General features: G+C 69.6%; 23 protein-coding genes and 1 tRNA gene. 14 read left to right on the forward strand and 10 right to left on the reverse strand.

Annotation, left to right across the window (positions count from 1 at the left end):
* Positions 1–6: 6 nt before the first annotated feature.
* Positions 7–516 carry a mycothiol transferase gene (locus VFH10_RS11750; protein ID WP_325128704.1) on the reverse strand — a complete coding sequence of 170 codons (510 nt, stop codon included), beginning with the start codon at positions 514–516 and terminating at the stop codon, positions 7–9.
* Positions 517–664: 148 nt separating this feature from the next.
* Between VFH10_RS11750 and VFH10_RS11755 the strand changes: the two genes are divergently transcribed.
* On the forward strand, positions 665–2,260 hold the full coding sequence (locus VFH10_RS11755; protein ID WP_325128706.1) for an MFS transporter: 1,596 nt from the start codon (positions 665–667) through the stop codon (positions 2,258–2,260).
* A 21-nt stretch (positions 2,261–2,281) separates the two neighbouring features.
* On the opposite strand, the gene VFH10_RS11760 is transcribed toward VFH10_RS11755, so the two are convergent.
* Together VFH10_RS11760 and VFH10_RS11765 are read right to left on the reverse strand one after the other, a co-directional pair.
* On the reverse strand, positions 2,282–2,596 hold the full coding sequence (locus VFH10_RS11760) for an SHOCT domain-containing protein (protein WP_325128708.1): 315 nt from the start codon (positions 2,594–2,596) through the stop codon (positions 2,282–2,284).
* Positions 2,597–2,604: 8 nt separating this feature from the next.
* The gene (locus VFH10_RS11765) at positions 2,605–3,063 is read right to left on the reverse strand and encodes a DUF6325 family protein (RefSeq protein WP_325128710.1); all 459 of its coding nucleotides are present in this window, start codon (positions 3,061–3,063) and stop codon (positions 2,605–2,607) included.
* Between the two features lie 303 nt (positions 3,064–3,366).
* Here VFH10_RS11765 and VFH10_RS11770 point away from each other — a divergent pair, with 303 nt between their 5' ends.
* From VFH10_RS11770 to VFH10_RS11810, 9 genes are all read left to right on the forward strand, one after another.
* A complete protein-coding gene (locus tag VFH10_RS11770) occupies positions 3,367–6,144 on the forward strand; it encodes a cation-transporting P-type ATPase (protein ID WP_325128712.1) in 2,778 nt (925 codons plus the stop codon).
* A gap of 34 nt (positions 6,145–6,178) precedes the next feature.
* Complete coding sequence (gene argF, locus VFH10_RS11775) at positions 6,179–7,180, forward strand: ornithine carbamoyltransferase (RefSeq protein WP_325128714.1); 1,002 nt, start codon at positions 6,179–6,181, stop codon at positions 7,178–7,180.
* An 11-nt stretch (positions 7,181–7,191) separates the two neighbouring features.
* Positions 7,192–8,106 (forward strand): carbamate kinase, encoded by a 915-nt coding sequence (arcC, locus tag VFH10_RS11780; protein ID WP_325128717.1) that lies wholly within the window; start codon positions 7,192–7,194, stop codon positions 8,104–8,106.
* Positions 8,107–8,134: 28 nt separating this feature from the next.
* A complete protein-coding gene (locus tag VFH10_RS11785) occupies positions 8,135–9,397 on the forward strand; it encodes an arginine deiminase (protein WP_325128719.1) in 1,263 nt (420 codons plus the stop codon).
* A 16-nt stretch (positions 9,398–9,413) separates the two neighbouring features.
* A complete protein-coding gene (locus tag VFH10_RS11790; RefSeq protein ID WP_325128721.1) occupies positions 9,414–9,566 on the forward strand; it encodes a hypothetical protein in 153 nt (50 codons plus the stop codon).
* Positions 9,567–9,573: 7 nt separating this feature from the next.
* Positions 9,574–11,136 carry a Na+/H+ antiporter NhaC family protein gene (locus tag VFH10_RS11795; protein WP_325128722.1) on the forward strand — a complete coding sequence of 521 codons (1,563 nt, stop codon included), beginning with the start codon at positions 9,574–9,576 and terminating at the stop codon, positions 11,134–11,136.
* Entirely contained in the window at positions 11,133–12,641 is a 1,509-nt protein-coding gene (locus VFH10_RS11800) for a YfcC family protein (protein ID WP_325128724.1), read from the forward strand. Before VFH10_RS11795 ends, VFH10_RS11800 begins: the two co-directional genes overlap by 4 nt.
* A gap of 103 nt (positions 12,642–12,744) precedes the next feature.
* Positions 12,745–13,230, forward strand: a complete 486-nt coding sequence (locus tag VFH10_RS11805; RefSeq protein ID WP_325128726.1) for a DUF1269 domain-containing protein — start codon at positions 12,745–12,747, stop codon at positions 13,228–13,230.
* Entirely contained in the window at positions 13,227–14,078 is an 852-nt protein-coding gene (locus VFH10_RS11810; RefSeq protein ID WP_325128728.1) for a hypothetical protein, read from the forward strand. The genes VFH10_RS11805 and VFH10_RS11810 overlap by 4 nt, the downstream gene beginning before the upstream one ends.
* Here VFH10_RS11810 and VFH10_RS11815 read toward each other — a convergent pair.
* From VFH10_RS11815 to VFH10_RS11825, 3 genes are all read right to left on the reverse strand, one after another.
* The gene (locus VFH10_RS11815; protein ID WP_325128730.1) at positions 14,060–15,103 is read right to left on the reverse strand and encodes a lysylphosphatidylglycerol synthase transmembrane domain-containing protein; all 1,044 of its coding nucleotides are present in this window, start codon (positions 15,101–15,103) and stop codon (positions 14,060–14,062) included. The two genes, VFH10_RS11810 and VFH10_RS11815, sit on opposite strands and share 19 nt — an antisense overlap.
* A gap of 34 nt (positions 15,104–15,137) precedes the next feature.
* Positions 15,138–15,626 (reverse strand): DUF1269 domain-containing protein, encoded by a 489-nt coding sequence (locus VFH10_RS11820; RefSeq protein WP_325128732.1) that lies wholly within the window; start codon positions 15,624–15,626, stop codon positions 15,138–15,140.
* Between the two features lie 88 nt (positions 15,627–15,714).
* Complete coding sequence (locus VFH10_RS11825) at positions 15,715–15,915, reverse strand: hypothetical protein (protein WP_325128734.1); 201 nt, start codon at positions 15,913–15,915, stop codon at positions 15,715–15,717.
* 281 nt (positions 15,916–16,196) lie between these two features.
* Between VFH10_RS11825 and VFH10_RS11830 the strand changes: the two genes are divergently transcribed.
* Together VFH10_RS11830 and VFH10_RS11835 are read left to right on the forward strand one after the other, a co-directional pair.
* Entirely contained in the window at positions 16,197–16,730 is a 534-nt protein-coding gene (locus VFH10_RS11830; protein ID WP_325128736.1) for a DUF1269 domain-containing protein, read from the forward strand.
* A 168-nt stretch (positions 16,731–16,898) separates the two neighbouring features.
* The gene (locus tag VFH10_RS11835) at positions 16,899–19,625 is read left to right on the forward strand and encodes a LuxR C-terminal-related transcriptional regulator (protein WP_325128738.1); all 2,727 of its coding nucleotides are present in this window, start codon (positions 16,899–16,901) and stop codon (positions 19,623–19,625) included.
* Positions 19,626–19,649: 24 nt separating this feature from the next.
* On the opposite strand, the gene VFH10_RS11840 is transcribed toward VFH10_RS11835, so the two are convergent.
* Positions 19,650–20,726, reverse strand: coding sequence for a hypothetical protein (locus VFH10_RS11840; protein ID WP_325128740.1), 1,077 nt, complete (start codon positions 20,724–20,726; stop codon positions 19,650–19,652).
* 116 nt (positions 20,727–20,842) lie between these two features.
* Positions 20,843–20,928 (reverse strand) — tRNA-Leu (locus tag VFH10_RS11845).
* A 122-nt stretch (positions 20,929–21,050) separates the two neighbouring features.
* On the opposite strand from VFH10_RS11845, the gene VFH10_RS11850 reads away from it, so the two are divergent.
* Together VFH10_RS11850 and VFH10_RS11855 are read left to right on the forward strand one after the other, a co-directional pair.
* A complete protein-coding gene (locus tag VFH10_RS11850) occupies positions 21,051–22,394 on the forward strand; it encodes a M20/M25/M40 family metallo-hydrolase (RefSeq protein WP_325128742.1) in 1,344 nt (447 codons plus the stop codon).
* A gap of 234 nt (positions 22,395–22,628) precedes the next feature.
* Positions 22,629–23,930, forward strand: coding sequence for an alpha/beta hydrolase (locus VFH10_RS11855; protein ID WP_325128744.1), 1,302 nt, complete (start codon positions 22,629–22,631; stop codon positions 23,928–23,930).
* Here the strand turns inward: VFH10_RS11855 and VFH10_RS11860 are convergent.
* Together VFH10_RS11860 and VFH10_RS11865 are read right to left on the reverse strand one after the other, a co-directional pair.
* Positions 23,917–24,639 (reverse strand): hypothetical protein, encoded by a 723-nt coding sequence (locus VFH10_RS11860; protein ID WP_325128746.1) that lies wholly within the window; start codon positions 24,637–24,639, stop codon positions 23,917–23,919. The two genes, VFH10_RS11855 and VFH10_RS11860, sit on opposite strands and share 14 nt — an antisense overlap.
* A 337-nt stretch (positions 24,640–24,976) precedes the next feature.
* Positions 24,977–25,582, reverse strand: a 606-nt coding sequence (locus VFH10_RS11865) for an HNH endonuclease signature motif containing protein (RefSeq protein ID WP_325128748.1), incomplete at its 5' end; no start/stop codon positions are given.

The following is a 25,582-nucleotide window of genomic DNA, read 5'->3' on the forward strand; positions in this document are numbered from 1 at the left end:
CGCGCGTCAGCGGCGCTCGAGGATGCCCCGCACGAACGCCGCCTGCCCGACGTGCTGGGCGCAGTCGTCGACGACGCTGACGAGGCGGACGGCCATGGTGACCGGCGGATCCCACCGCCGGTCGACGACCCGGGCGAGGTCGTCGTCGGTGAGCGACTCGACGTACTCCACGGCCCGCGCATGCACAGCGTCGTGGTACGCCGTGAGCAGGTCCCCGTCGACGACGACGGCGGCCACCTGTTCACGGCTGTGACCGAACCCGTGGTCGTTGCCGTCCAGGGGGAGGGCGAAGCGCCCGGCCCAGCCGTCGGCCTGCCAGAGCTGGTCGGTGCCGGCGACGCCGGCCACGTGGTCGTCCTCGACCCGGGTCAGGTGCCACACCAGCCAGGCGATCGAGTTGGCGTCGGGGTCCAGCCGCTCGGCCAGCTGGTCGCGGGAGAGGCCCTCGACCACGGCGTGCACGTTCTCCCGGACCCTGCCCAGCGCGTCGGTCAACACATCGGTTGCAGCAGTCATGACGTGACTATCGCACCCTCGGGACCATGCCGCCGATTTGTCGAGCTGGTCCCGGCCGGTGCCCACGCACCGTCGTACGTCACCCCTTATGGGCCAGGACCGCCCGGCGAGATCGTAGGAAACTCACGTGCCGACCCCGAGGAGCGCGATGACGGCGACAGAGAACGTGGGCTCCGAGGAGCCCGTGGCGCTGAACCGGCCACTTGCACTGCTGCTGGCGATGGCGATGTTTGTCCTGGTCGTGGACACGTCGCTGATGAACGTGTCGATATCCGCGGTGGTCCGGGACCTGGACACCACGGTCAGCGGGGTCCAGAGCGCGATCGCTCTCGAGGCGCTCGTGTCGGCGGCCTTCATCCTGATCGGAAGCAAGGTCGGTGACCTGTTCGGTCGCAAGCTCGCCTACATCCTGGGGCTCGTCGGCTACGGCGTGGGGGCGGTGGCGATGACCCTGGCCCAGAGCCTCACCGCGATCATCGTCTTCTGGGCGCTCGTGGGTGGACTCGGGGCGTCGCTCCTGCTGCCGGCAATGCAGTCGCTGGTGCACGGCAACTTCGAGGGCCCGGCCCAGCACCGTGTCTATGCGCTGGTGGGGGCGGCAGCCGCCATCGCGGCCGCGATCGGACCGCTGCTGGGCGGGTTCATCACGACCTATCTCTCCTGGCGCGTCGGATTCCTCCTGGAGGCGGTGATCATCGCGGCCGTGCTCTGCGGGATCGGCATGGTGCGCGACGCGCCGTACACGGGGCCCCGCGAGGTCGACCTGGTGGGCGCCGGCTTCTCGATCGTGGGCATGGGTGGTGTCGTCCTGGGCATCCTGGTCTGGCAGGAGGGTGGCGAGGCCGTCGGTCTGCTGATCGGGATCGGCGTGATCGGTCTGGTGCTGCTGGTGACCGGGCTGGTCCGCCGGAAGCGCCAGCACCGCCCCACGCTCATCGATCCCGACCTGTTCTCCTCCAAGCCGTTCAGGCTGGGGATCTCCTCCCAGCTGCTTCAGCAGATCGCTCTGGGCGGGACCATGATCGCGCTCCCGATCTACCTGCAGATGGTCCTCGAGTACAACGCCCTGCAGGCCGGTCTCGCCATCGCGCCCCTGTCGCTGAGCATGTTCGTGGTTGCACTCGTGGCCGGCAAGGCGGCGGGCGAACGCCGGCCCAGCAGCATCATCAGGACAGGGTTCCTTCTCGTCACGCTGGGGCTGGTCCTGATCCTCCCGGTGGTGCCCCGGGCGACCTCGGGGTGGTACCTGCTGGTCCCGCTCCTGGTCGCCGGCTCGGGTCTGGGGCTGCTGGTCTCCCAGCTCAACAACTACACCCTCGCGCCGATCTCGCAGGAGCGCGTGAGCGAGGCCGCCGGTGTCAACTCGGCCGCCGGGTCGTTCGGCCTGTCGTTCGGCCTCGCCTTCAGCGGCGCCTTGATGCTGGCGGCCTTGTCGGTGACCTTCACCGCGATGGCGGAGGACAGCACCGTCCTCTCCCCCGACGAGCAGGAGGTCGTCGCCCGCGCCCTCGAGGACGACGCCGAGGTCATGACGAACACGCGGCTCGAGGCACTTCTGGCCGAGCAGCCAGCACCCACTCGGGAGGAGATCGTCCGTATCAACACCGAGGCGCGACCACTCGCCCTCCAGGTGGCGTTGCTCGTCCCGATCCTCGCCAGCGGAATCGGGCTGGCGAACTCGTTGAGGATGAGACGAGTCCAGAGTCCGGTGCCTTCCGGCCCGGTCGAGGGCCTGGCGGGATAGCACCCGAGCGGCCCGAACCGCTCAGGAGCTCAGGATGCGCGCCTTCTCGGCGGCGAACTCCTCCTGGGTCAGCACCCCTTGGGACAGCAGACCACCGAGCCGTTCGAGCTGGACGAGCCGCTCCTCGGCGGACGGGCCCGGCGCCGCTGCCGGCGGCGGGGGAGCCGCCTGCGGATAGGCGGTCTCCTCCCGGTACGCGTCCTGGCGCACGGCGGCGGTGTGCGCGTCGCGCTCGGCGAAGCGCTCAGCCTGGCGTCGCTGTACGCGACCGTTCACGGCGCTCGCGGTGCCGGCCACAACGGCCGTGCGCGCCACTCCTCGCAGCAGTCCTGGCATGACGTCTCCTAGATCGGTTGCAGCGGCTCGGCGGCCTGCTCGAGCGCGTCGAGGGCGGCCATCACGTCGGCGGCGGGGATCCTGGCCGACGCGACCAGCTCGGCGCCGGACTCCCGGGCAGCCGCGATGAACGGGATCGCCCAGCTGTTCTCGTAGACGATGAGAGCCGCGAGGGTCCCGGGCTCCATCACCTGCGCGGCCTCGCGCACGTCGTCGTCGGCCAGCAGCCCCGACCGCGCGCCCGCGAAGGCGTTGAGCCCGAGCTGCTCGGCGAGCGCTTCTGCGGCCAGATCCACGGCGTAGATCTCGCCGTCCGCGGTCTTGCCGACGAAGGCGACGTCGAACAGACGGATGACACCGTCGTCGACGAGCCGCAGCAGCTCGTCGGCGGCTCTGCCGGTCAGTCGGTCCTCCCTGAACTCCAGAAGCACGAAGTCGACGGGTCCATGCACGTCTGCCTCGGTCATCGCGATGCTCTCTCGATCGGTGGTAGGCGGCCTGTTCCGACCGCTCACGGACCCTTCAAGGCTGGGTCCGTCGACCGGCTGCGGCATCCCCCGTTCTGGGGGAGAGGCCGGGGCGCGTATCCCGGACCGGAGCGGGGCTCTCGCAGTCACCTGATACGGGTGATCGCCGCGGGTGCTGCCGGGTCCACTTTGGCAGCGAGTGGATTCGGTTCTCAGGACGTATCGGCGGCGTGCGCGCACCTCCGGGCCTCGGGCCCATCAGTGCCCACCCCCGTGGAGGCGCGTCCAGGCGGGAGAAAGATCGTGACGATCAGTCGGGACACGGCACAGGAGCGCTCGGCGACCGGACCCGCGTCCTCGAGGTGGTACGACGAGGACGCGGAGCGGGTGGCCCAGGAGATGGGTGTCGTGCTCGCGCAGGGTCTCAGCGCCCAGGAGGCCCGCCAGCGCCTGGAGGCGCAGGGCCGGAACCGCCTGACCGGGACCAAGAAGGAGTCCGGTTTCCACGCGTTCGTGCGGCAGTACCAGGACTTCATGCAGGTCGTCCTGCTCGTCGCTGCCGCCGTGAACCTGATCGTCACACAGGACGTCGGCACGTCCGTCGTCCTGGCCGGCCTGACTGTGTTCAACGCCGTCATCGGGCTGCGCCAGGAGGCGAAGGCAGAGGAGAGTGTCAAGGCTCTCGCCCAGATGATGAAGACGGTCGCCCGGGTGCGGCGCGACGGCCAGGCAGTCGAGATCGACGCCGAGGAGGTCGTCCCGGGTGACGTCGTCCTGGTGGAGGCCGGCAACCGGATCCCGGCGGACGGCCGGATCTGCGTCGCCGCGACGCTAGAGATCGAGGAAGCTGCGCTCACGGGCGAGAGCCTGCCCGTCTCCAAGTCCGTCGAGCCGGTGCCCGGTGACGAGGTCCCGCTCGGCGACCGGCTCTGCATGGCCTACATGAACACCGCCGTGACACGGGGGCGTGGCGAGCTCGTCGTGACGGCGACGGGGATGGACACAGAGATCGGCCACATCGCGGAGCTGCTCTCGATGACCGAGGGGGACAAGACACCCCTGCAGAAGCAGCTGGACGGCCTGTCCAAGATCATCGCGTCGATCGCGGGAGTCGCCCTTGCCCTCGTCGTGATCCTCGGCCTGGTGCGCGGAGAGTCTTTCGAGACCCTGTTCATCACGGGTGTCGCGCTCGCGGTCGCGGCCATCCCGACCGGGTTGCCCGCCGTGGTCACGGCGCTGCTGTCCCTCGGCACACGCGAGATCGCTCGCCGCAACGCGATCGTGAAGCGGCTCCCGGCGGTGGAGACCCTCGGGTCGACATCGGTGATCTGCTCGGACAAGACCGGCACCCTGACCCTGAACAAGATGACGGCCCGCGAGCTGGCTATTCCGGGACACAACCGGTTCACCATCTCCGGGGAGGGTTACCGGACCGCGGGCGAGATCAAGCACGTCGGCGGTTCCCGCATCGACCTCGATCCGTACCTGCTGCCCATGGCCCTGTGCGCCGACGCCGTCCTCGACGGGGAGGACCTCATCGGCGACCCGACCGAGGGCGCGCTCATCGTGCTCGGCGCGAAGGGCGGCCTGGACCTCGACGAGACCCGACGGACCTACCCCCGAGTCGCCGAGGTCCCGTTCGACTCCGACTACAAGTTCATGGCGACGTTCCACGAGATGACCGGAGCCGGCGGTGAGCCGGTCGTCCGTTGTTACGTGAAGGGCGCCCCCGACGTCCTGATCGCCCGCTCCACCTCGTACCTGGAGCCGGACGGCCGGGTCGTGCCGATCACCGACGACAACATCCGGCTCGCGCTCGACGCCAACGACCGGATGGCCGAGGGCGGTGAGCGGGTGATGGTCGTCGCCCAGCGCGACTTCCCTGCAGCCGACTTCGTCGCCGGTGACGACCTCATCGAGCGCGTCGACGACCTGACGCTGCTGGCCATGGTGGGGATCGTGGACCCGCCACGACCCGAGGCGAAGGCAGCCATCGCCGAGTGCCGGACGGCCGGGATCCGGGTGCGGATGATCACCGGCGACCACGCCACCACGGCCGCCGCGATCGCGGGCGAGCTCGGCATCGAGGGGCGTGCGGTGACCGGGACGGCGTTCGCCGCCATGAGCGACGAGCAGCTCCTCGAGGAGCTGCCCGAGATCGGAGTCGTCGCCCGAGTCTCGCCCGAGGACAAGATCCGCCTGGTGCAGCTGCTCAAGCGCTCGGGAAACGTGGTGGCGATGACGGGCGACGGAGTGAACGACGCCCCCGCGCTCAAGGCCGCCGACATCGGCGTTGCGATGGGAATCACCGGCACGGAGGTCTCCAAGGAGGCCGCCGTGATGATCCTGACCGACGACAACTTCGCCACGATCGTGAACGCGGTCTCCTACGGGCGGGCGCTCTACGACAACCTGATCAAGTACCTGCGGTTCCAGATGTCCACGCTGGTGGCCTACATCGCCATCTTCCTCGGCGCCGGCATCTTCGGCATCGCCAGCGGCGCTCCGTTGACCCCGCTCCAGATCCTGTGGCTGAACATGGTCGTGGACATCCCCATCGCGATCGCCCTGGGCTTCGACAAGCCCACGGCCGGCCTGATGGGTCGACTCCCGCGCCCCACCGGGGCGCCGGTGCTCTCTGCTGCGGACTGGGTGCGGCTGTGCATCCAGGGCGCCGTCATGACCGTGGGCGCGCTGGTCGCCTACCAGATCGGCGCGGCCCAGGGCACGGCCCTGCTGGCCGGCACGATGCTGCTGACGACGTTGTCGCTGTTCCACCTCGTGGCCGGTCTGCTGTCCAGGGACCAGGAACACACGATCTTCGACCGCGAGTCCGTGCCGGGCGTCACCCAGCTGCGTCGCTACGGGGTTTCCCTCCTGGCGATCGTGGCGGTGACCGGCCTCGGCCTCCTGCAACGCATCTTCGACACGATCGCGCTCACCTTCGCGCAGTGGTCCATCTGTGTCGGGATCGCCCTGACCCTCCTCGTCGTGGAGGAGTCCATCAAGCTCTTCCTGCGCCTGCGCCTTCGCCGTACGCGGCCGGCGCCGGCCCTCGCCGCCGTCCCCGCCTCCGCCTAGCCATGTCGTCCCGCTCACACAAGGAGAACATCTGATGGCGTTCAACCTCCGGAACCGGAGCTACCTCAAGGAGCTGGACTTCACGCCGGCGGAGCTGAAGCACCTGTTGCGCCTGTCGGCAGAGCTGAAGGCCGCGAAGTACGGCGGCTACGAGGCACCCAGACTCTCCGGCAAGAACATCGCCCTGATCTTCGAGAAGACGTCGACGCGGACCCGGACCGCGTTCGAGGTGGCCGCCAAGGACCAGGCGGCCCACGTCACCTACCTCGAGCCGAGCGGGTCGCAGATCGGGCACAAGGAGTCGATGAAGGACACAGCCCGCGTGCTCGGGCGCACCTTCGACGGCATCGAGTACCGAGGTTTCTCGCAGGAGAAGGTGGAGATCCTCGCCGAGTACGCCGGTGTTCCCGTGTGGAACGGACTGACCGACGAGTTCCACCCGACGCAGATCCTCGCCGACATGCTCACCATGACCGAGCACAGTGACAAGCACCTGACGGAGATCGCCTACTGCTACCTCGGCGACGCCCGCAACAACATGGGCAACTCCCTGATGGTGGGGGGATGCAAGTTCGGCATGGACGTGCGGATCTGCGCGCCCGAGCATCTGTGGCCGAAGGAGGACCTGGTCAAGGAGTGCCAGTCGATCGCCGCCGACACCGGTGCGCGGCTCACCCTCACCGCGGACGTCGACGAAGGCGTCTCGGGTGTCGACTTCCTGTACACCGACGTCTGGGTATCGATGGGCGAGCCCGCGGAGGTGTGGGAGGAGCGCATCAAGCTCCTGATGCCCTACCAGGTCAACGCCGACGTGGTACGGCGCACCGGCAACCCCAAGGTCAAGTTCATGCACTGCCTGCCCGCGTTCCACAACCGCGACACGAAGGTCGGGGAGGACATCTACCAGCGTTACGGCGTCGACGCCCTCGAGGTCACCGATGAGGTGTTCGAGTCCGCTGCCTCGATCGTCTTCGACCAGGCGGAGAACCGGCTCCACACCATCAAGGCCGTCATGGTCGCCACGCTCGGCAGCTGATCGGAGCAGAAATGCGTGTTGTCATCGCCCTCGGCGGCAACGCTCTCCTCAAGCGGGGCGAGCCGATGACCGCCGAGGTGCAGCGCCTGAACGTACGGAAGGCGGCGCCGGCCCTGGCGACCGTCGCGACCGACCACGAGCTGGTGCTGTCGCACGGGAACGGCCCTCAGGTGGGGCTGCTGGCGCTTCAGGCCGCGGCGTACACGGACGTGGACCCCTACCCGCTCGACGTCCTGGGGGCCCAGACCGAGGGAATGATCGGCTACGTCCTCGAGCAGGAGCTCCGCAACGTGCTGCCCAGCTCCGAAGAGTTCGCGACCATCATGACGATGGTCGAGGTCGATCCCGACGACCCGGCGTTCGCGAACCCCACGAAGTTCGTCGGACCGATCTACACCGAGGGCGTGGCGCAGAAGCTGGCCGAGGAGAAGGGCTGGCCGTTCCGCAGGGACGGCGAGTCCTGGCGACGCGTCGTACCCTCACCGGCGCCACGGCACATCTTCCAGATCGACCCGATCAGACAGCTCCTCGACCGGGACGTGGTCGTGATCTGCGCCGGAGGCGGGGGCGTCCCGACGATGTTCACGCGCGGCGACCGCCCGCTGCTCACCGGCGTGGAGGCGGTCATCGACAAGGACCTCGCGAGTGAGCTGCTCGCCCGCGAGGTGGAGGCGGACCTGTTCGTGATGGCCACCGACGTGGACGGCGTCTACACGGGCTGGGGGACCCCGGACCAGGCACTCCTCGGCAAGGTCACCCCGGCGGAGCTGGAGGGACTCGACCTCCCTGCCGGATCGATGGGGCCCAAGGTGGCGGCCGCGGCGCACTTCGTCGAGAGCGGCGGACCGCGGGCGGCCATCGGCAGCCTCGAGCAGATCGAACAGGTCATCGCCGGTTCCGCCGGCACCCAAGTCGTCCCGAGCTGACCGGAAGAGCGCACAGAAGGAGACCGAGATGTCTGAATTCGGAGTTCACTCCGAGGTGGGACGGCTGAGGAAGGTGATGGTGCATCGACCCGAGCTCAGCCTGCAGAGGCTGACCCCCTCGAACCATGACGAGCTGCTCTTCGACGACGTCCTCTGGGTCGAGCGAGCCCAGTACGAGCACGACCAGTTCGTCGCCAGGATGCGCGAACGCGGTGTCGAGGTCTTCCTCCTGCAACAGCTGCTGGCGGAGGCGCTCGAGGCGAGCGACGAAGGGCGGCGGCGGCTCGTCGAGGTCACCGCCTCCGAGTACACCGTGGGGTTGTCCCTCGTCGACGACGTCCGTGCCCTGCTCTGGGAGATGAAGCCCGACCGGCTGGCGATGCATCTCCTCGGTGGTCTGACTGTGGAGGAGTCGGGGCTCGACGTCGAGGCCGCGCGCAAGTCATCCCTGCCGGCGGCCGCACTCGACGAGCCGAGCCGCTTCGTACTGCCCCCATTGCCCAACACCCTGTTCACCCGGGACTCGTCGTGCTGGATGTACGGCGGCGTCTCGATCAACCCCATGTTCTGGCCCGCACGCAGGCTGGAGGCCTACAACGTCGCCGCGATCTACCGCTACCACCCCATGTTCGCCGATGCGGACTTCGACTACTGGTACCCGGAGCTCGGCGACGAGGGCAGGTTCCACGTCCAGGACTTCGGCCGGGCCTCGCTCGAAGGCGGAGACGTCCAGCCCATCGGGAACGGCACGGTGCTGATCGGTCTCAGCGAGCGCACTCAGGCCCGGATGATCGAGCAGATCGCCAGGGCGCTGTTCGCGAAGGGCGCCGCGGAGCGAGTGATCGCCGTGGTGATGACGAAGGACCGCGCGCACATGCACCTCGACACTGTCTTCACGATGCTCGACCGGGACGCGGTGACCCTCTATCCCAAGGTCGTCGACAACGTCCGAGCGATCAGCCTGCGGCCCGGCCCGACGCCGAACCAGTTCCATGTCACGGAGGAGACGAGCTTCCTGTCAGCGGTCGCCGACGCCATGGGCGTGCCCGAGCTCCGGGTCGTGGAGACCGGTGGCGACGTCTACCAGCAGGAGCGCGAGCAGTGGGACGACGGCAACAACGTCGTCGCGCTCGAGCCGGGCGTGGTCGTCGCCTACGAGCGCAACACCTACACGATCGCGAAGATGCGCGCGGCCGGGATCGAGGTCGTCACGATCGAGGGCTACGAGCTGGGCAAGGGACGCGGCGGGGGCCACTGCATGACGTGCCCGCTGCTACGGGACCCGGTCTGACGGTCAGGAGGATGCCGTGAGCGTGCTCATCCGGTGGGTCATCGTCGTCGTAGCCGCACTGGTCGTCATCGGACTGATCGCGTTCGCGCGGGGACCTGACCACCAGCGCGGAGACGACGTCGGGGCCGCGGGCCTCGTTGCCAGCGCGCCAGTCTCCAGCACGGGCTGAGACGCTCGTGTCCAGGTTGTCGGCGCGGAACCGGGACCGGGAAGCACCCGCGCCCGAGCCGTCGCAGCGGGTTCCTCGTGCGCCGACCCTCCTCGACGCGCTCCTGCCGATCGTGGTGCTGATCGTCCTGCTCGTGCTGACGATCGTGCTGTTCGGCATCGACGCGACCAACGGGCCACTCCAGGTGGCCCTCCTGCTGAGTGCCGCGTTCGCGAGCCTGATGGCGTTCAAGAACGGCTTCACGGTGGCGGGGGTGGCCGATGCCGCCGTCGGCGGGGTGACCTCCGCGGTCGGCGCGATCTTCATCCTGCTCGCCGTCGGTGCGCTGATCGGGACGTGGAACATGGCCGGGACCATCCCGACCGTGGTCGACATAGGCATCCGGCTGCTGAGCCCTACATGGTTCTACCTGGCGACCGCGGTGATCTGCGCGCTGGTGGGCATGGTGACCGGCAGCTCCTGGACCACCGCCGGCACGCTCGGCGTCGCGTTCGTGGGCATGGCGCGCGTGATGGGTGTGTCGGAGGCGGCCGCCGCGGGCGCGGTGATCTGCGGCGCCTACTTCGGCGACAAGATGACCCCGCTTTCGGAGACCACGATTCTGGTGCCGAAGCTCGTGGGTGGGCGGCTCACTGTCGGCGAGCACGTCAAGAACATGTTCTGGACGGCGGGGCCGGCCTTGGGCATCAGCCTGGTCGCGTTCATGCTGCTGGGGCTGAACGCCGAGCCCGAGGCCACGATCAGCACGGATGCCGCGCGTCAGGCGCTCGCGGAGGCGTTCGATATCTCGGCGCTGAATCTCCTGCCGCTGCTCGTCCTCGTGCTCTTCGCGGTTCTGAAGTACCCGCCGTTCCTTTCCATCCTCGGGTCGGCCCTCTTCGCGGGGATCCTCGCGCCGTTCACCCAGTGGGAGGCGGTCCAGGCGTTCGTCGACGACCCCGACCTCGGGCCCGTGGCCACCTCCATCGAGGCGATCTTCTCCGCCATGGCCACCGGTTTCGTCAGCGACTCCGGAGTACCGCAGATCGACGAGCTGTTCTCCCGCGGCGGGATGGCCAGCCTGCTCACCACGATCTGGTTGGTCCTAGGGGCTCTGTCGTTCGCCGCGGTCATGGAGCACGCGGGCTTCCTCCAGCGTCTGCTGGCGCCGATCGTTACCCGCGCGCGCCGGCGGGGATCCCTGATCCTCGCCGTCAACGGCAGCGGCGTCGGGCTCAACGTGATCGCCGGCGACCAGTACGTCGCGGTCGTGCTGCCGGCCCGCATGTTCCGCGGCGAGTTCGCCAAGCGGGGTCTCGCCCCGCAGGCGCTCTCCCGAGCCGTCGAGGACTCCGGGACGGTCACCTCGGTGCTGGTCCCCTGGAACACCTGCGGCGCCTACATCTCCGGGGTGCTCGGCGTGTCCACGGCGGCGTATTTCCCGTTCTGCTTCTTCAACATCCTCAGCCCGCTGCTCGACGTCCTCTACGGCTACCTGGGGTTCAAGGTCCCCAAGGCGACCGAACCGTGGGAGGACACGTCCGAGGCCGTCGAGCAGCACCCCACGTCAATGGGCCAGGAGGCACCATGACCGACGACACCCGGACTCTGGACGAGCCCACCCCGGCCGAACCGAAGCGGCGCAAGTTCTCGTTGCCTTCGGCCTACACGATCCTGTTCGCGCTCATCGTCATCATGGCGATCGCGACGTGGATCGTGCCCGCGGGGACCTACCGCCTCGATGACGACGGCGCGCCCCTCCCGGGCACCTACCGCGAGGTCGACCCGAACCCGCAGCGGATCCTCATCGACTCCCTGACCGCCCCGATCAACGGCCTGTACGGCATCGAGGCATCGGACGGGAGCATCAGCTACTACAACGAGGGCGTCCTCTTCGGGGCGATCGACGTGGCGCTGTTCATCATCGTGATCGGCGGCTTCCTCGGGGTGACCATGCGCTCGGGCGCCATCCAGGCGGGCATCGGACGCCTGGTCAAGAGGCTCGAGGGCCGCGAACGCTGGATGATCCCCATTCTCATGTCGGTCTTCGCGCTCGGCGGTTCGACGTACGGGATGGCCGAGGAGAGCCTCGCCTTCTACGCCCTCGTGATCACGGTCATGATCGCGGCCGGCTACGACACCCTCACCGGCGCCGCGGTGCTCTTGCTGGGATGTGGGATCGGCACGCTCGGGTCGACGATCAACCCGTTCGCCACCGGGATCGCGTCGGGGTTCGCCGGTGTCTCGATCAGCGACGGCATCGTGCCCCGGCTCGTGATCCTCGTCGTCGGCCTCGCCATCGGGATCTTCTGGGTGCTCCGCTACGCCGACCGCGTCAAGCGCGACCCCACCACCTCGGTCGTGCACGACCTCCGCGGCGAGGCCGAGGCGACCTTCCGGGTCGGCGAGGAGGGCGGGGTCGCGACGATGACCGGGACCCACAAGACGATCCTCGCGATCTTCGGCCTTGCGTTCGGCGTGATGATGTACGGCGTCATCCCCTGGGAGGACCTCGGCATCGGGCTGCCCACCTTGTGGTGGTGGTTCCCGGAGATGACCGCGTCGTTCATCATGTTCTCGGTGATCATCGGGCTGGTCGCCCGCCTCAGCGAGACGGACCTCACCGAGTCGTTCGTCGCCGGCGCGCGTGACCTCCTCGGGGTCGCGCTGATCATCGGGATCGCGCGCGGCATCACCGTGATCATGAACAACGGTGAGATCACCGACACGGTGCTGCACTGGGCGGAGGTGGCCCTCGGGGACGTCGGGCAGGCGGCATTCGCGATCGTGATGTACCTGTTGTTCCTGCCGCTGTCGTTCCTGATCCCCTCGTCGTCCGGTCTGGCCACGGTGTCCATGCCGATCATGGCGCCCCTGGCGAACTTCGTCGATGTGCCCGCCGACCTGGTGGTCACCGCCTACCAGAGCGCATCAGGGCTGATGAACCTGTTCATCCCCACCTCTGCGGTGGTGATGGGTGGGCTCGCGATCGCCAGGGTCCCGTACGGCACCTACCTGCGGTGGGTCTGGCCGTTGTTGGCGATGCTGGCGGGCCTGACGGTCGTCGTCCTGGGTGTGAGCGCCCTGCTCGCCTGACAACGTCCGACCAAGCCAGACGATCACCCGCAACAGGTGAGCATCTCGCGCGCGGCGCCGGGACATCGTGAGGACTCGGCCCACGACGACTCCAGGAGGACGCATGGCCACGTTGACGGTATGGGAGTTCGACAGCCCGCACGGCGCCGAGAGCGCATCCAAGACGTTGCAGGACCTGTCCCGCCAGAACCTCATCGTCGTCCACGACGCCGCAGTCGTGCAGTGGGAGGAGGGCCAAAAGAAGCCCAAGACGCGCCAGATGCACAACCTCACCGGTGCGGGTGCGCTGGGCGGTGCGTTCTGGGGGATGCTCTTCGGCCTCATCTTCCTCGTGCCGCTGCTCGGCGCCGTCATCGGCGCCGCGAGCGGCGCCCTGTCAGGGTCACTGGCCGACGTCGGGATCGACGACAAGTTCATCGGCGAGGTCCGGGAGAAGGTCACTCCAGGGACCTCGGCACTGTTCGTGCTGAGCTCCGACGCTGTCCTCGACAAGGTCAGGGACGCCTTCGCCGCTGACAAGCCTCAGCTGATCTTCGCCAACCTGGACGAGTCCCAGGAGCGCGCCCTTCGGGAAGTCTTCGGGGAGTGACGAACCCGGACCCGGGCGCACGGGGTGTGGTCGTCGGGACGATCGGTGCCAGCGCCGACCGCCCGATGCCCGGCGCCGGCGTACGACGGCTCCACGACCTGTTGCCTGTCCTGATCCGCGCGCCCAGCGTCCGGCTGCGGTTCACGGTGCCCGATGCCGGCAGACGCCTCGCCGCCGACGCTCTCGGACTCGACGTGCTGAAGGCTCGGGTCCAGGAGATCTCCTTCCTCGACACCCCGACGCTCTACCTGAGCTCAAGAGGCGTACTGCTGCGCGCGCGCCGTCGAACGGGGGGAGGGGTGGACTCGTCGGTCTCCTGTCGCCATCTCGGACCGGGCGGCGTGCCGGCAGGCATCCGCGCGGACCCGGGCTTCCGCACCGACGTCACGGTCCTGCCGGAAGGATTCGTGTGCTCGGTGTCCGTGCGCGCGCCCGTCGACGGCTCTCGGGTGCGTGCTGCGCGCCAGGGTCACGCGTCTGCGCGAAAGCTGTTCAGCGAGAGCCAGCTCGCCTTCTACGACACGATCTGCCCCGGGGGTCCGCCGATGAAGGAGCTGGCGCTCCTGGGTTCGGTCCATGTCCTGCGGCAGAAGGTCAGGCTGCCCGAGCTCGACCGGCGGCTGGTCGCGGAGCATTGGTTCCTGCCCGACGGTGGGCGGATGCTCGAGCTGTCGACCCGATGCACACCGGTCGACGCCTTCACCGTCGCGGTGGCCGTCAAGGAATGCCTTGCGGGCCGCGGTCTCGAGCTCGTGGCGGACCAGCAGCGCCGTCGCGCGGTGGCTCACCTCTCGGGGGCCCTCGACCCGCCGAGGCCGTCGATCCTCGCCTACGGGTCCGGCACCTGAGCCGGGGACCGCCTCGCCGGCCCGATACGGCGGTGCGTGGTCCACACCGCCCACGCGAGCGCGCCCAGCGGTATGGGCATCCAGAAGGAGGCCAGCCGGTAGAGCAACGTCGCGACGACCGCCGTGTCGGCCCCGACACCAGCGAGCACGAGGGTGCCGGTCAGGCCGGTCTCGACGAAGCCGAGGCCGCCTGGCGTGAGCGGCACCATCGCGAGCGCGGCGGCGACGACATAGGCAAGCAGCACCATCGACGGCCTGGCCTGCCCACCCACCGCGACCACGGCCGCGACGAGCGCGGCGTAGTCCAGCATCCGATGGGCCGATGCGGCCATCACCGACCGCCACCAGTTCCCTCGGAAGGCGGCAGCAACTCGGGCGCGCTGCCGAGACAGCGCCAGGGCGGTGCCGGTGGCGGTGACCCTCCTGTGGACCTTGTGCACGAGCCCGCCGACGGCGAGCCCGATCCCGGCGAGGAGGCGCGGCAGGGTGAGGACGGTGACACCCAGGCCGACGATCACCACCGCCAGGAGGAGGGAGACGACCAGTCCGAGCTGCAGCTGCCGCGCCGGCGGCGGGCCGATGAGCACGGCCGGAACGGTCAGAACCGGGAGGGTGAGGAGGACTCCGGTGGTGAGCACGCCGACGGCCGCCAGGGCGCTGGTGACGAGAGCGGCCGGGTGGCCCCCGGCGAGGAGCATCCGCCCCTGCACCACGCTTCCGGTGGCAGCGCCACCAGGCAGGACCCGGCTGGCGGCGTTTCCGGCCAGCTGGGCGGACGCCACGTCGCGCCAGCGGGCCCGGGGCCGGGCAGGTTGGGTGAGCGCGATCCGCGTCAGCCACCAGAGGGCCACGAAGCTGGCGACCTCGAGTACGGCGAGGACCACGAACCAACGGGGCCGCACGTTCTCGAGCCGGGGCCATGCGTCGAGAAGACCGGCCAGGCTTGGGGCAACCACGTAGAGGCCGACACCGGTCACCACGACACCGCTCGCGCGCAGCCCCCATCGCCGTACGATCCTCAGCACCCTCTACTCCACATCGGAGCCTGCCGGAGCCGGGTCAGTCCTGGGCGAACGTCTCCAGGAGCGTCTCGCGCTCGGCGGGGGTGAGGTTCGTGTCGATGAGCCGGAAGTGGACGCCGCGGAACCGCTCGCCGAGCCGGTCGAGGTTGCCCTCCTCGGTGACTGCGAAGAGCGCGGACGTCCCTTCGGTGATCTCGTCTCGGATGCGCTCCAGCTGCTCCTCGGACACCCCGACGTGCTGGGTGACGCGGCTGAAGGTTCCGATCGCGGCGCCCGCGGCGGCGCCCAGCAACGGCACCGCCCACAGGGCCCCGAAGAGCAGGCCCCAGAAGCCGCCCCAGCCGGCGCCACGGATCTCGTCGTCGCGCCCGTGCTTCACCTTCGGCTTCTTCTCGCCGACCGGCCAGGTGACCACTGCGTGGTCGAGGATCTCGACGAGTCCGTCGTCCGCAGCGCGTTTCAAGAGGTCGGCGGCGTGCTCGGCGCCACCCGGGTCGTCGAACTTCCACACCGTGAACGCGGTCATCGCATCCTCCGAAGGGGGTTGAGTTGAACCGACGCTAGCCCGCACGCGCTCAGCGTCGCCTCGCCCGAAGTAGGGGAGGGGTGGTGCGTCACTCGGGGATCGTGACGACCTCGACCACCGTGAAACCCATCAGGCTCAGATAGTTCAGCACCCCCTGGAGCGCCTCCTGGTCCTCGATGTCGCCGCTCAACGTGGCCTGCGGCTGGTGGGTCCTCAGCTGGAGGAACGGGAACTTCTCGACGACCTCCGAGGACATCACTCCGTCGACGCGGATCATGGTCTTGGTCATCCTCGTTGAACCTCTCAGGCCGCGTGTCCAGGGGCGTCGGCCGAACGACTCGGTTTTGCCGGGCCGTGCTGACGGTGCCGGTTCTCCCTGTGCGAACTCTCCGAAGAGTAGTTGTCAGGTTCGACCATTCCGTCATGCGAATCGGGGGATGAGTGTGGTGGGCGGATCCGCGCGGTGGCAGACGGCATCGATGCTCGCGACCTCGGGCGGTCGCGTGCGTCCTGTCACGGTCACCCGCTACGGACGACCACGGCGACGCAGGTTTCGACCATGCTGACCCGATGACGGCGGCGACGTTTGACGACCAGATCACCCTCTCGGCGTGGACGTTCGGAACACGGGAGGGCGCATCCCTGGCGGCCGTCGCGCTGCGAGACATGACCGGGCGTGGTCTGGTGCAGGTCCTGGGGGCCGCCATCGTGCTGTGGGGCTCCACGTCGCGCTCTCCAAGGTTGATCCGCGCGCTCACCCCCGGGACCACGGAGATGTCACCGCGTCCGGAGTTCCTCGACCTGCTTTTCGGCATGACCTATGCCATGCCCCTTCTGGAAGCATCGGTCGTCGCGCGCCACAAGGAGCCCGTCGAGGCGCTGAGCGGCATCGGCGTCGACCAGACCTTCACGAACAGGTTGCGAGACCGCCTGGTGCCCGGCTCGTCCGCACTGCTGGTGCTGTCGGAGCGTGCGACCGTGAGCCGTTTGAGGGCCAGCCTCGACGAGCCCGAACGGCGGGAGGCCGAGTACGCCGACGCGGACATCCGTCTGGACGCGACGGATGTCCTCGACGGCTCCGAGCCGGACTGGCTGCTCGGGTAGCCACGCGCTTCCGGAACCGGCGGGGTTACATATTGCTAGTCGATGTGACCCGTTCGGGCCAGATTTGCGCCGACTTCCGCCGCAGGCGCGGTTCGCGCCTTCCGATGTTGTCGCTGCGGCTTTACCGTGAGGTTGGCGTCGTTGACGCTCCTACGAGCGGAGCACCACGTGGCACCAGCGGTCGGCAGGGACGGGACGGAGGCGACGGACGCCCCGACGACGGGTGCGCCCGCCCGCGGAGGCTCGGAGACGAGCACCGGCCCGGCATCGCCAGTGCCGCAGCAGGTACGCGCCAGGCTGCCCATGCTCCCGCGCAGCTTCGTGCCCCGGCAGGAGCTGTGGGATCGGCTGGACGCGGCCGCCCAGGGTGAGGTCACCCTGCTCGTCGCACCGGCCGGTGCCGGAAAGACGCTGGGGGTCGCCGGTTGGCTGCAGACACGTGGACTCGACGACTCGGTGCTCTGGGTCTCGGTCAACCAGGACCTGACCGCGGACGTCCTCGCCGGCCTGCTCGCCAGCGGTGCCGGGACAACGCCCCGGCTGCTCGTGCTGGACGACGCGCACCGGTTGCCGCACGACTCGGTGACGTACCTTGACCGACTGCTCAGCGAGGAGCCGGAGGGCCTGAAGCTGATCCTCCTCGCCCGCTGGGACCCACCGCTCACCCGGCTGATCCCAGAGCTGCTCGGCAACCTGACGGCGCTGAGGGGCGGCGTGCTGCGGCTGGACCGTGAAGAGATTGCGGCGCTGGTGCGGGCGCAGTCAGGGAAGGCATCCGCGGATGTCGTGACCGCCGTCGAGCGGCTCTCTCAGGGCTGGTGCGCCATCGCCGTGCTCGCCGCACGAGCCATAGGGGCCGACCGTGACCCTACGACGGCGGCAGCCCGCCTGTCGCAGGGGAGGTCGGGGTTCGCCGACCGCGTGCTGAGCGAGGTCTTCGCCTCGCTGTCCTCGCGTCAGCGCCATCTCCTTCTCTGTGTCGCCGGGGAAGCGCGGCTGACCGGGGAGCTGGCGCGGCATCTGTCCCAGGAGCCGACCGCCGACGAAACGCTCGAGGAGCTGGAGTCGACCGGCCTTCTCGTGACCCGGCACGAGGTCACGAGCCAGCTCCGGCTTCCCTCGTCCGTGGGGCCCGAGACCGTGTTCGACATCCATCCCCTGCTCCGCGAGGTCATCCAGCGACGGGTCAGGGCGGGAGGCGTGGACGTGGTGCGCGCCCGTGCCGCTGTGCGGCGAGCCGTCGAGGCCGACGTGGCCCAGGGCGAGGTCGCCGACGCGTTCGACCGGCTCCTGGCGATCAACGCCTCGACCGAGGTCGTAGGAATCCTCTCCTCCCACGGTGTCGAGCTCGCTGGCGACCGTCGGCTGCAAGGCCTGAGGGACTTCGTTCGCAGGGAGACGGGTCTTGTGGAGCGGCATCCGTCGTCCTGGTTGCCGATCGCACTCGAACGCTGGAACGCCGGTGACCGCCAGGCCGCAACGCCCTGGCTGAACAGAGTCATCGGCCACGCGGGGCCCGACCCGGGGAGCCCGGCCGGCGTGTCCAAGGACGCGGATCGACTCAATCTCGTCTGCGCGCGCCTGCTTCTGGCGTGGGTGGGGGACGGAGATCTCGCCGAGGCGGTCCTCCTCGCCGAGGCGGAGCTCTCGATGGCGCCGGGGCTGGGGACCAGGGCGGACGCGCTGGTCCAGACCGTCAGGTTCCACACCGGGATGGCCCAGATGCGCCTGGGCCATCTTCGAGGGGCGGAGCGCCACCTTGCCCCTCTCGTCGGGCTGAGTCGCGCCGGGCGGGTCTCGGGCCTGGCTCTCGCGGCGGCCGCCCAGCTCGCGATCGCACAGTTCCTGCTCGGCCGTGAACACGCCTGCCTGGATCTGGCCGAGTCGGCGGCGCGCGACCTGCGGGCCGTCCCGCGTCGTCGCGGGATGGACCAGGTCCGCCAGCAGGTCGATGTGGCGCGCGGGCTCGCGGTGGTGCAGCGGATCATCCTGTCGGAGCGGGCCGTAGCCGGGGACGAGGACCTGGAGGAGCGCGCCCGGGTCGGTGACGACCCCGTGGTCGCGGGCCTGTCACGGCTGCTGCATGCGCGAACGCTCCTGCTTCGCGGGGCCGTTGCGCGGGCGGAGCAGCTCATCACCGACGCCCCCCACCTGGAGGAGCTGCCGCAGCCGCTGATCCGGCTCGTCGCCTTCGAGAGGGCGCTGCAGGCCGTCCTCGCGTCCGACTGGCAGCGACTGGTGGAGCTCGAGGTGGTGCTGACCGGTTGCGGTGCGCTCGCCGAGGCAACGCTGGTCGCCGGTCTCCGGGCGGACGGGCTGGCCGACACACGAGCCGCGGATGACCTGTACGCACAGGCGGCCACCCAGGCCGGCAGCACCCAGCCTCCGACGGCAGCCATGGCCTGGACGTGCCGCGCGCAGATCCTCGACCACCGGGGACGGACGGACGAGGCCATCGACCATCTGGCGGATGCGGTCACGGCCACCCAGGCCAGGAGGAGCGCGCTGCCGTTCCTGGGGTGGAGCAGCCACGGCACGCCCGTGGCGGTGCTGTTCCAGCGCCATTCCGGGCGTCTGAACACGGACTGGGCGCGACAGCTGGCCACCGAGACCGCTGCTCGACCGGACGGCATCGTCTCAGCGGCAGCGCCGCTGACTGCGACCCCCAGGGAGCGCGCCCAGGTCCGGACCGGGGTCGTGCGCCCTTCGCTGAGCCCCCGGGAGCACGACGTCCTCCAGCAGCTCGCCCGCGGGGCGACGTACGCCGACATCGCCGCCGACCTGTTCGTCAGCGAGAACACGGTGAAGACGCATGTGTCCAGCCTCTACGCAAAGCTGGCGGTGAGCCGCCGCAGCGACGCGCTCGCGGTCGCCAGGACCCTCCGGCTGCTCTGATCCGGACGGAGGGCCGGCCGCCCGTCATAACCCGGTCGGCTCGGGCAGCAGGCGGACGTCGCCGCACACGGCGAGTGGCAGGGCGTCACCGAGGACCACAGCGGACGCTGCCCGCGGGTTCGTCACCGTCAGGGGCACGACGGCACGTTCTTCGTCGACCGGCAAGGGGTCGTTGCTCTCGAACGCGTCCGCCCACACCACGGAGGAGGCCGACGTCCGGGGCCAGGCGTCGTCGAGCTCCGAGCGCAGGTCGACCTCGTCCTGCTCCGGCACAGTCGCGTAGGCGAGGAGGGCGAACGCCGTACTCCCGCTCGTGAAGGCCATCGCGAACGCGTCGAAGTCCGCGAGACCGCGCACCTCTGCCTGGTCGAGCACGGCCTGCTGATCCTCCACGGTGGCATCGACGCCGAGGGTCTCCTCGAGCGGTATGCACGCGTCGTCACCCCCGCGGAGGTAGTAGGAGTCCGCCGGTTGCGCCGCGACCGCCGCTGCCCACGGTTCGTCCGCCCAGCTCTCGGCCGCGCTCGCAGCGATGTCTCCGGAGACGACGACGTGGTCGTCGGCGAGCACCGTCGCCTCCGTCAACGGCTCGATCCCAGCACCGATTGCTCCCTGGACCCGGTCCATGTCGAGGTCCGGGCGGAATCCGAGCGCGAACCCCGAACCGGTGTCGCCGGTGAAGGCCATCTCCCAGTCGACGTCGTCCTGGGTGAAGCCGAAGTCGAGCTCGAACGTCGAGTTCTCCTCGCGCAGACGGCCTTCCTGCAGCATGACTCCCGCGGCGGGCGCCCGCTCCCAGAACCGGAAGCGGTCGGTCATCGGGTCGTCGCTCGTCATGCCCGGCACGCCGAGACGGGCGCGGAACCGGTCGAAGTCGGTCACTGTCGCGACCTCGGCCCCATCCGGCACGAACCGCAGCACCTGACCCAGAGCCCCGTCGGGCTCTGCGTCCGCGGTTGCGGAATCGCTGCTCGCGGCGCCGGTGGGGGAGCCGGCCGCCTCGGGCGGGGTCGGTTCGTCGGTGCCCGGCTCCTGGTCGCCCCCGCACCCTCCTACGGTGATCGAGAGCGCCAGCAGGAAGCCGAGCGGCACGAGGCGCATGTCGTCGAGTCTCCCAGAGGTGTTGGCCATCCGGCTCCTGCACGCGGAGGCGGCGAGTGGGCGATCAGACGGCGAAGGGCCGGCATCGACGACGTCGATACCGGCCCTTCGATCGGTGTCCGAGGGGGGACTTGAACCCCCACGCCCTAATACGGGCACTAGCACCTCAAGCTAGCGCGTCTGCCTATTCCGCCACCCGGACAAGGTGTTGTTTCGTGCGCCCTCAACTCTAGGTCAAGCCCTCAGCGCGGCGGTAACTGTAGCAAAGGAGAAGGCTGATCCTCGCATCGGGCGGATCACCACCAAGGGTGTCAGGATGGTCAGATGAGCACCGACGACGGGAGCACGACGCAGGCCTACGACCCGGCCGCCGAGGCCGTCGAGATCTGCCGCGACCTGATCCGGATCGACACCACCAACTTCGGTGACGGCTCCGGGGCCGGAGAGCGGAAGGCGGCCGAGCACGTGGCGGCGCTGCTCGACGAGGTCGGGATCGGGTCCGAGCTGTTCGAGGGGAAGCCTGGACGCACCAACGTGGTCGCGCGCTGGGGTGGCGGCTCGAAGGGGCCGAGCGCCGGCCGGGAGGACCCGCTCCTGCTGCACGGCCATCTCGACGTCGTACCGGCCGAGGCCGATGACTGGCGGGTGCACCCGTTCTCGGGCGAGATCCAGGACGGGTACCTCTGGGGGAGGGGCGCCGTCGACATGAAGGACTTCGACGCCATGCTGCTCTCCGTCGTCAGAGCCAGGGCACGTGCCGGTGCCGAGCCGGCTCGACCGACGGTGCTGTGCTTCACCGCCGACGAGGAGGCGGGGGGGCACAACGGGGCGGAGCAGATCGTGCTCCAGAGGCCCGATCTCCTCGAGGGGTGCCGCGAGGGCATCGGCGAGGTCGGCGGGTTCAGTGCCACGGTCCGCGGACAGCGGTTCTACCTGATCGAGGCGGCCGAGAAGGGCATGGCCTGGATGCGGCTGACCGCGTCCGGCAACGCCGGCCACGGCTCGATGCGTCACCCCGACAACGCGGTCACCCGGCTCGCGGAGGCGGTCGCCCGCATCGGCACCTACGACTGGCCGGTCCGGCTGACCCCCTCGATGCAGGTCCTGCTCTCGGCAGTCGGCGAGGTGGCAGGCACCGAAGCCACACCGGAGAACGCCGAGGCGCTCGTCGAGGAGTTCGGTTCGGCGACTCGAATGCTCGGCGCCGTCATCCGCAACACCACCAACCCGACGATGCTCGAAGCGGGCTACAAGGTGAACGTCGTCCCCGGAGAGGCCACCGCGCACGTCGACGGCCGATTCCTACCGGGCCACGACGACGAGTTCTTCGCGACCCTGGCCGACCTCGTCGGCGAGGGCATCGACATCGACTTCGTCAGCAAGCAGGCAGGGCTGGAGACCACCTTCGACGGTGACCTCGTCGACGCGATGACCTCGTCCCTGCTGGCCGAGGACCCCGAGGCCCGGGTCGCGCCGTTCCTGATGTCCGGCGGCACCGACGCCAAGCACTGGGACAAGCTCGGGATCCGTTGCTTCGGGTTCACCCCGCTGCGGCTGCCGGCCGACCTGGACTTCACCGCGTTGTTCCACGGCGTCGACGAGCGGGTGCCGACCGATGCACTCGAGTTCGGGGCCAGGGTCTTCGACCGGTTCCTCGACCAGGTGTAGCTGCGTCTCAACCTTCGCGGCTGGATCCGCATGGGGACCCAGGGGGAAGCCGCTGGCCTTCCGGATGGCACTGCGGGGGCGTGGTCGGGCTATTCCGGGTCCGCGCCTCCGGACGCATGCTGGGAAAGCGGGTGCAGAACCCCTGGCAAGGCGAGGTGTTTCGTTGTGAGTGTGCGAACCGGGCTCGGGACGAACGCCGGCCAGGGTGCTGTCCCTGAGCCGCAGTCACGACCCATGCACCTCGGGACAGCGGTGGCGGTATCGCTGGCCGCGGGGTTCGCCGCGGCGGTGATCCTCCCGTTCCTCCCAGTCGGCACGGTGGATGTGAACTTCTCCACCGCGATGGTGCTGTTCGGCTTTGCGCTGGGGTGGGCGCTCCTGGCGCTACTGTCCAGCCGGTTCACCGACCAGCCGCAACGCTGGGCCGCAGCGCCCGCGATCTTCATGGCGGTGGCTGGGGTGACGGTGCTCGTCGCTCCCGACTCAGTGGTCGACGCGCTCGGCTGGGTCTGGCCGCCCGCTCTGCTGGTCCTGGTGGTCTGGGTCTGGATCCGCGCCAAGCGCGAGATGCACAGCCGGGCCAGGCTGTGGCTGCTGAACCCGGTGTTGGTCATCCTCGTGCTCGTCGCCGTCGGCGGCGCGTACGAGCGAATCGGGGAGACCACGGCGCCGGCGGTGGCGATGCGCGGAGAGCTCGTCGACGTTGGGCCGTACCGACTCCACCTGGAGTGCCAGGGTTCGGGCGGTCCCACCGTGATTCTCGAGCCCGGTGCGGGCGGCTCGGCGGCCTCGCTGGGTTTGATCGCGCCCGCGGTGGCCGCTGACAGTCGGGTGTGCGTGTACGACCGGGCCGGACGCGGGTGGAGCGATCCTGCTGCGAGTCCGCCCGATGGTGGGCAGATCGCCACAGATCTCCACGCGCTGCTCGAGCGTGCCCAGGTTCCGGGCCCGTACGTGCTGGCCGGGCACTCCTTCGGCGGGCTGTACGTGAGGACGTTTGCGGCGCAGTATCCCGAGGAGGTCGCCGGACTCGTCCTGGTCGACTCCACCGCCGCCGACAACGACCCCGTGTCCCCACCCACGACCGGTTCCTACAGCGTCCTGAGGCACGTGTCCTCGTTGCTCGCGACGACGTCTCGGCTGGGGGTGGGTCGGCTCCTCGCCGACACCAGCTTCGCGGAGCTACCGCCGCGATACCGGGACGATGCCCGCACCACCGCCGCCACCGCGAAGGAGATGGGCGGGGTCCTCGAGGAGTACGGCGTCGCGAGTCGCTCCGTGGCCGAGGCGGGGCGACTCCGCAGCCTCGATGCGAAGCCACTGATCGTCCTCACCGCCGAACGCGGGAACTCCGACGGGTGGATGGCCGACCAGAACGAGACGGTCACGCTGTCCACGAACAGCCTTCACCGCGTCGTACCAGGATCGACCCACGGTTCCTTCGTCGAGGACTCGGACCACGCCGCAGCGGTCGCCCGGGCCATCCACGAGGTCCTCGTCTCGATACGTACCGGGGCACCGCTTACCCAGCCCTGACATTCCTTCCCTGCCTCGGGGTCCGGTGTACGGATCGGGCGTGTCCGCCATCTGACGGGGGCTGCGGTGCGTCGCGTACCGCGTTGATCGCGATCCCCGTCATCGCGATGGTGAACAGCAAGACCTGCAGTACCTGCCCGATGTGGCCGGTCATGGACACGAACGGAAGGCAGGCGACGACGATGACGAGCAGAACCGGGACCCAGGTCGCCGTGCGCCGGGAGCGGACAAGCGCGACCGCCAGCAGCAGCAGCCCCACGTAGAACGCCGCGACCCACACGATGAGGGCGACGCCCAGACTCATGTCGTCCACCACCAGCGGGAAGTCTGCCGGGCGAACTACTGCCCTGGTGTGCAGTCCGCGGATGAACAGGAGCAGCAGCGCGTAGCCGGCGCTGCCCAGCACCCCGATCGAGTACACGGCGACCGCCAGTCGACCGAGCCCACGTGCCCGGCCGTTGCACGCGTACAGGAGCGTCGGCAGCCCGAGCAGCAGCGCGCCTGAGCCGAGGAAGAGCGCGGCGGCCATCGCCACGCAGCGGTCGTCCGGCTGCATGGACACCTGGAGGACCTCCGCCGCGTGCCCGCCGGTCGGAGTGGGGTTGAGCGCAGCAGCAAGACCCAGCGCCATCGCCCCGATCACCAGGCACGATGCGGACCACGCCCGCACGCCGCGCCCGCTTGGTCTCCCGGCGGTCTCCGATGCCATGGTCATGAATCTGACGAGGGGAGGAGGCGGCGGTCCAGCGATGTCCGGGTTGTGCCGGCCAACTCGTCCGCAAGCGTCCTGGAATGCGTCATGTGAGTGCCGCTCCTGCCAAGGGGCTGCTCCCCAGGTACCCACACGCGTGCCGGCCAACCATCTGTGCACGCAGGCGTCGCGAACCAGCCGCCTTCTTCGCGGAGCGGGCCCGACGTAGCTACCCGTGCCGCGCAGAAAGCGGTCGGCCACATCCCCGCGAGCTGGGGCACCGCCTCGGGCTAGCAACCGTGTGCGCCGCGCATCCCAGTGGGGCACGCCTAGCAGATCTCGATGCCAAGGGCCGTCACTCGCGCGATCTGGGTTCGCGAATCCAGTCGTCCGGTGCGTGCTCGTGTCCCGGTGAACGCGCCCCTCGAGACCTTGGTCGTCGGAACTCGGGTCGTCGGTCGATGGGGTTGAGCCGGGCCTGCCAGGGGGTGGCGTGGATGAGGGTGTGGTGGGCGCGGCAGAGCAGCACCAGGTTGTCCAGGGAGGTTTCGCCGCCGTCGGCCCAATGGTGGAGGTGGTGGGCGTCGCAGGCCAACGGCATCCGGCGGCAGCCGGGGAACCGGCAGTGACCGTCGCGGAGCACCAGCGCCTTCCAGATCGCGGCGGTGACCAGGCGTTGGCTGCGGCCGACGTCGAGCACCTCACCGACCGACCCGAGCATGGCGGGGATGATCTCGGCGTCGCAGGCCAGCCGCCGCACCGTTTCCGCGGACAGGACGTCGCCGGTGTCCAGGGTCGCGGCCCCGAGCCCGGCCCGGAGCTGGTCGAGGCTGAGGGTGACGGTGAGCCGGGGTTTGGCGCCGTGGTCCTCGGGCAGCAACCCGTCGACCTCCAGGGCCCTCTGGCAGGTCTCCACCAGCGCGTCCCAACACCGCGCCCCATGATCCCTGGTGTCCCGACC

The organism is Nocardioides sp., from assembly GCF_035697785.1.
Lineage (GTDB): Bacteria > Actinomycetota > Actinomycetes > Propionibacteriales > Nocardioidaceae > Nocardioides_B.

What these genes read in the sequence shown, in the direction of transcription:
- VFH10_RS11825 (WP_325128734.1), bottom strand. Translation starts at nt 15,915, where the DNA reads ATGACCAAGACCATGATCCGCGTCGACGGAGTGATGTCCTCGGAGGTC.
- VFH10_RS11855 (WP_325128744.1), top strand. Translation starts at nt 22,629, where the DNA reads ATGCACCTCGGGACAGCGGTGGCGGTATCGCTGGCCGCGGGGTTCGCC.
- VFH10_RS11820 (WP_325128732.1), bottom strand. Translation starts at nt 15,626, where the DNA reads ATGACCGCGTTCACGGTGTGGAAGTTCGACGACCCGGGTGGCGCCGAG.
- VFH10_RS11860 (WP_325128746.1), bottom strand. Translation starts at nt 24,639, where the DNA reads ATGGCATCGGAGACCGCCGGGAGACCAAGCGGGCGCGGCGTGCGGGCG.
- VFH10_RS11840 (WP_325128740.1), bottom strand. Translation starts at nt 20,726, where the DNA reads ATGCGCCTCGTGCCGCTCGGCTTCCTGCTGGCGCTCTCGATCACCGTA.
- VFH10_RS11800 (WP_325128724.1), top strand. Translation starts at nt 11,133, where the DNA reads ATGACCGACGACACCCGGACTCTGGACGAGCCCACCCCGGCCGAACCG.
- VFH10_RS11785 (WP_325128719.1), top strand. Translation starts at nt 8,135, where the DNA reads ATGTCTGAATTCGGAGTTCACTCCGAGGTGGGACGGCTGAGGAAGGTG.
- VFH10_RS11805 (WP_325128726.1), top strand. Translation starts at nt 12,745, where the DNA reads ATGGCCACGTTGACGGTATGGGAGTTCGACAGCCCGCACGGCGCCGAG.
- VFH10_RS11750 (WP_325128704.1), bottom strand. Translation starts at nt 516, where the DNA reads ATGACTGCTGCAACCGATGTGTTGACCGACGCGCTGGGCAGGGTCCGG.
- VFH10_RS11765 (WP_325128710.1), bottom strand. Translation starts at nt 3,063, where the DNA reads ATGACCGAGGCAGACGTGCATGGACCCGTCGACTTCGTGCTTCTGGAG.
- VFH10_RS11830 (WP_325128736.1), top strand. Translation starts at nt 16,197, where the DNA reads ATGACGGCGGCGACGTTTGACGACCAGATCACCCTCTCGGCGTGGACG.
- arcC (WP_325128717.1), top strand. Translation starts at nt 7,192, where the DNA reads ATGCGTGTTGTCATCGCCCTCGGCGGCAACGCTCTCCTCAAGCGGGGC.
- VFH10_RS11760 (WP_325128708.1), bottom strand. Translation starts at nt 2,596, where the DNA reads ATGCCAGGACTGCTGCGAGGAGTGGCGCGCACGGCCGTTGTGGCCGGC.
- VFH10_RS11755 (WP_325128706.1), top strand. Translation starts at nt 665, where the DNA reads ATGACGGCGACAGAGAACGTGGGCTCCGAGGAGCCCGTGGCGCTGAAC.
- argF (WP_325128714.1), top strand. Translation starts at nt 6,179, where the DNA reads ATGGCGTTCAACCTCCGGAACCGGAGCTACCTCAAGGAGCTGGACTTC.
- VFH10_RS11850 (WP_325128742.1), top strand. Translation starts at nt 21,051, where the DNA reads ATGAGCACCGACGACGGGAGCACGACGCAGGCCTACGACCCGGCCGCC.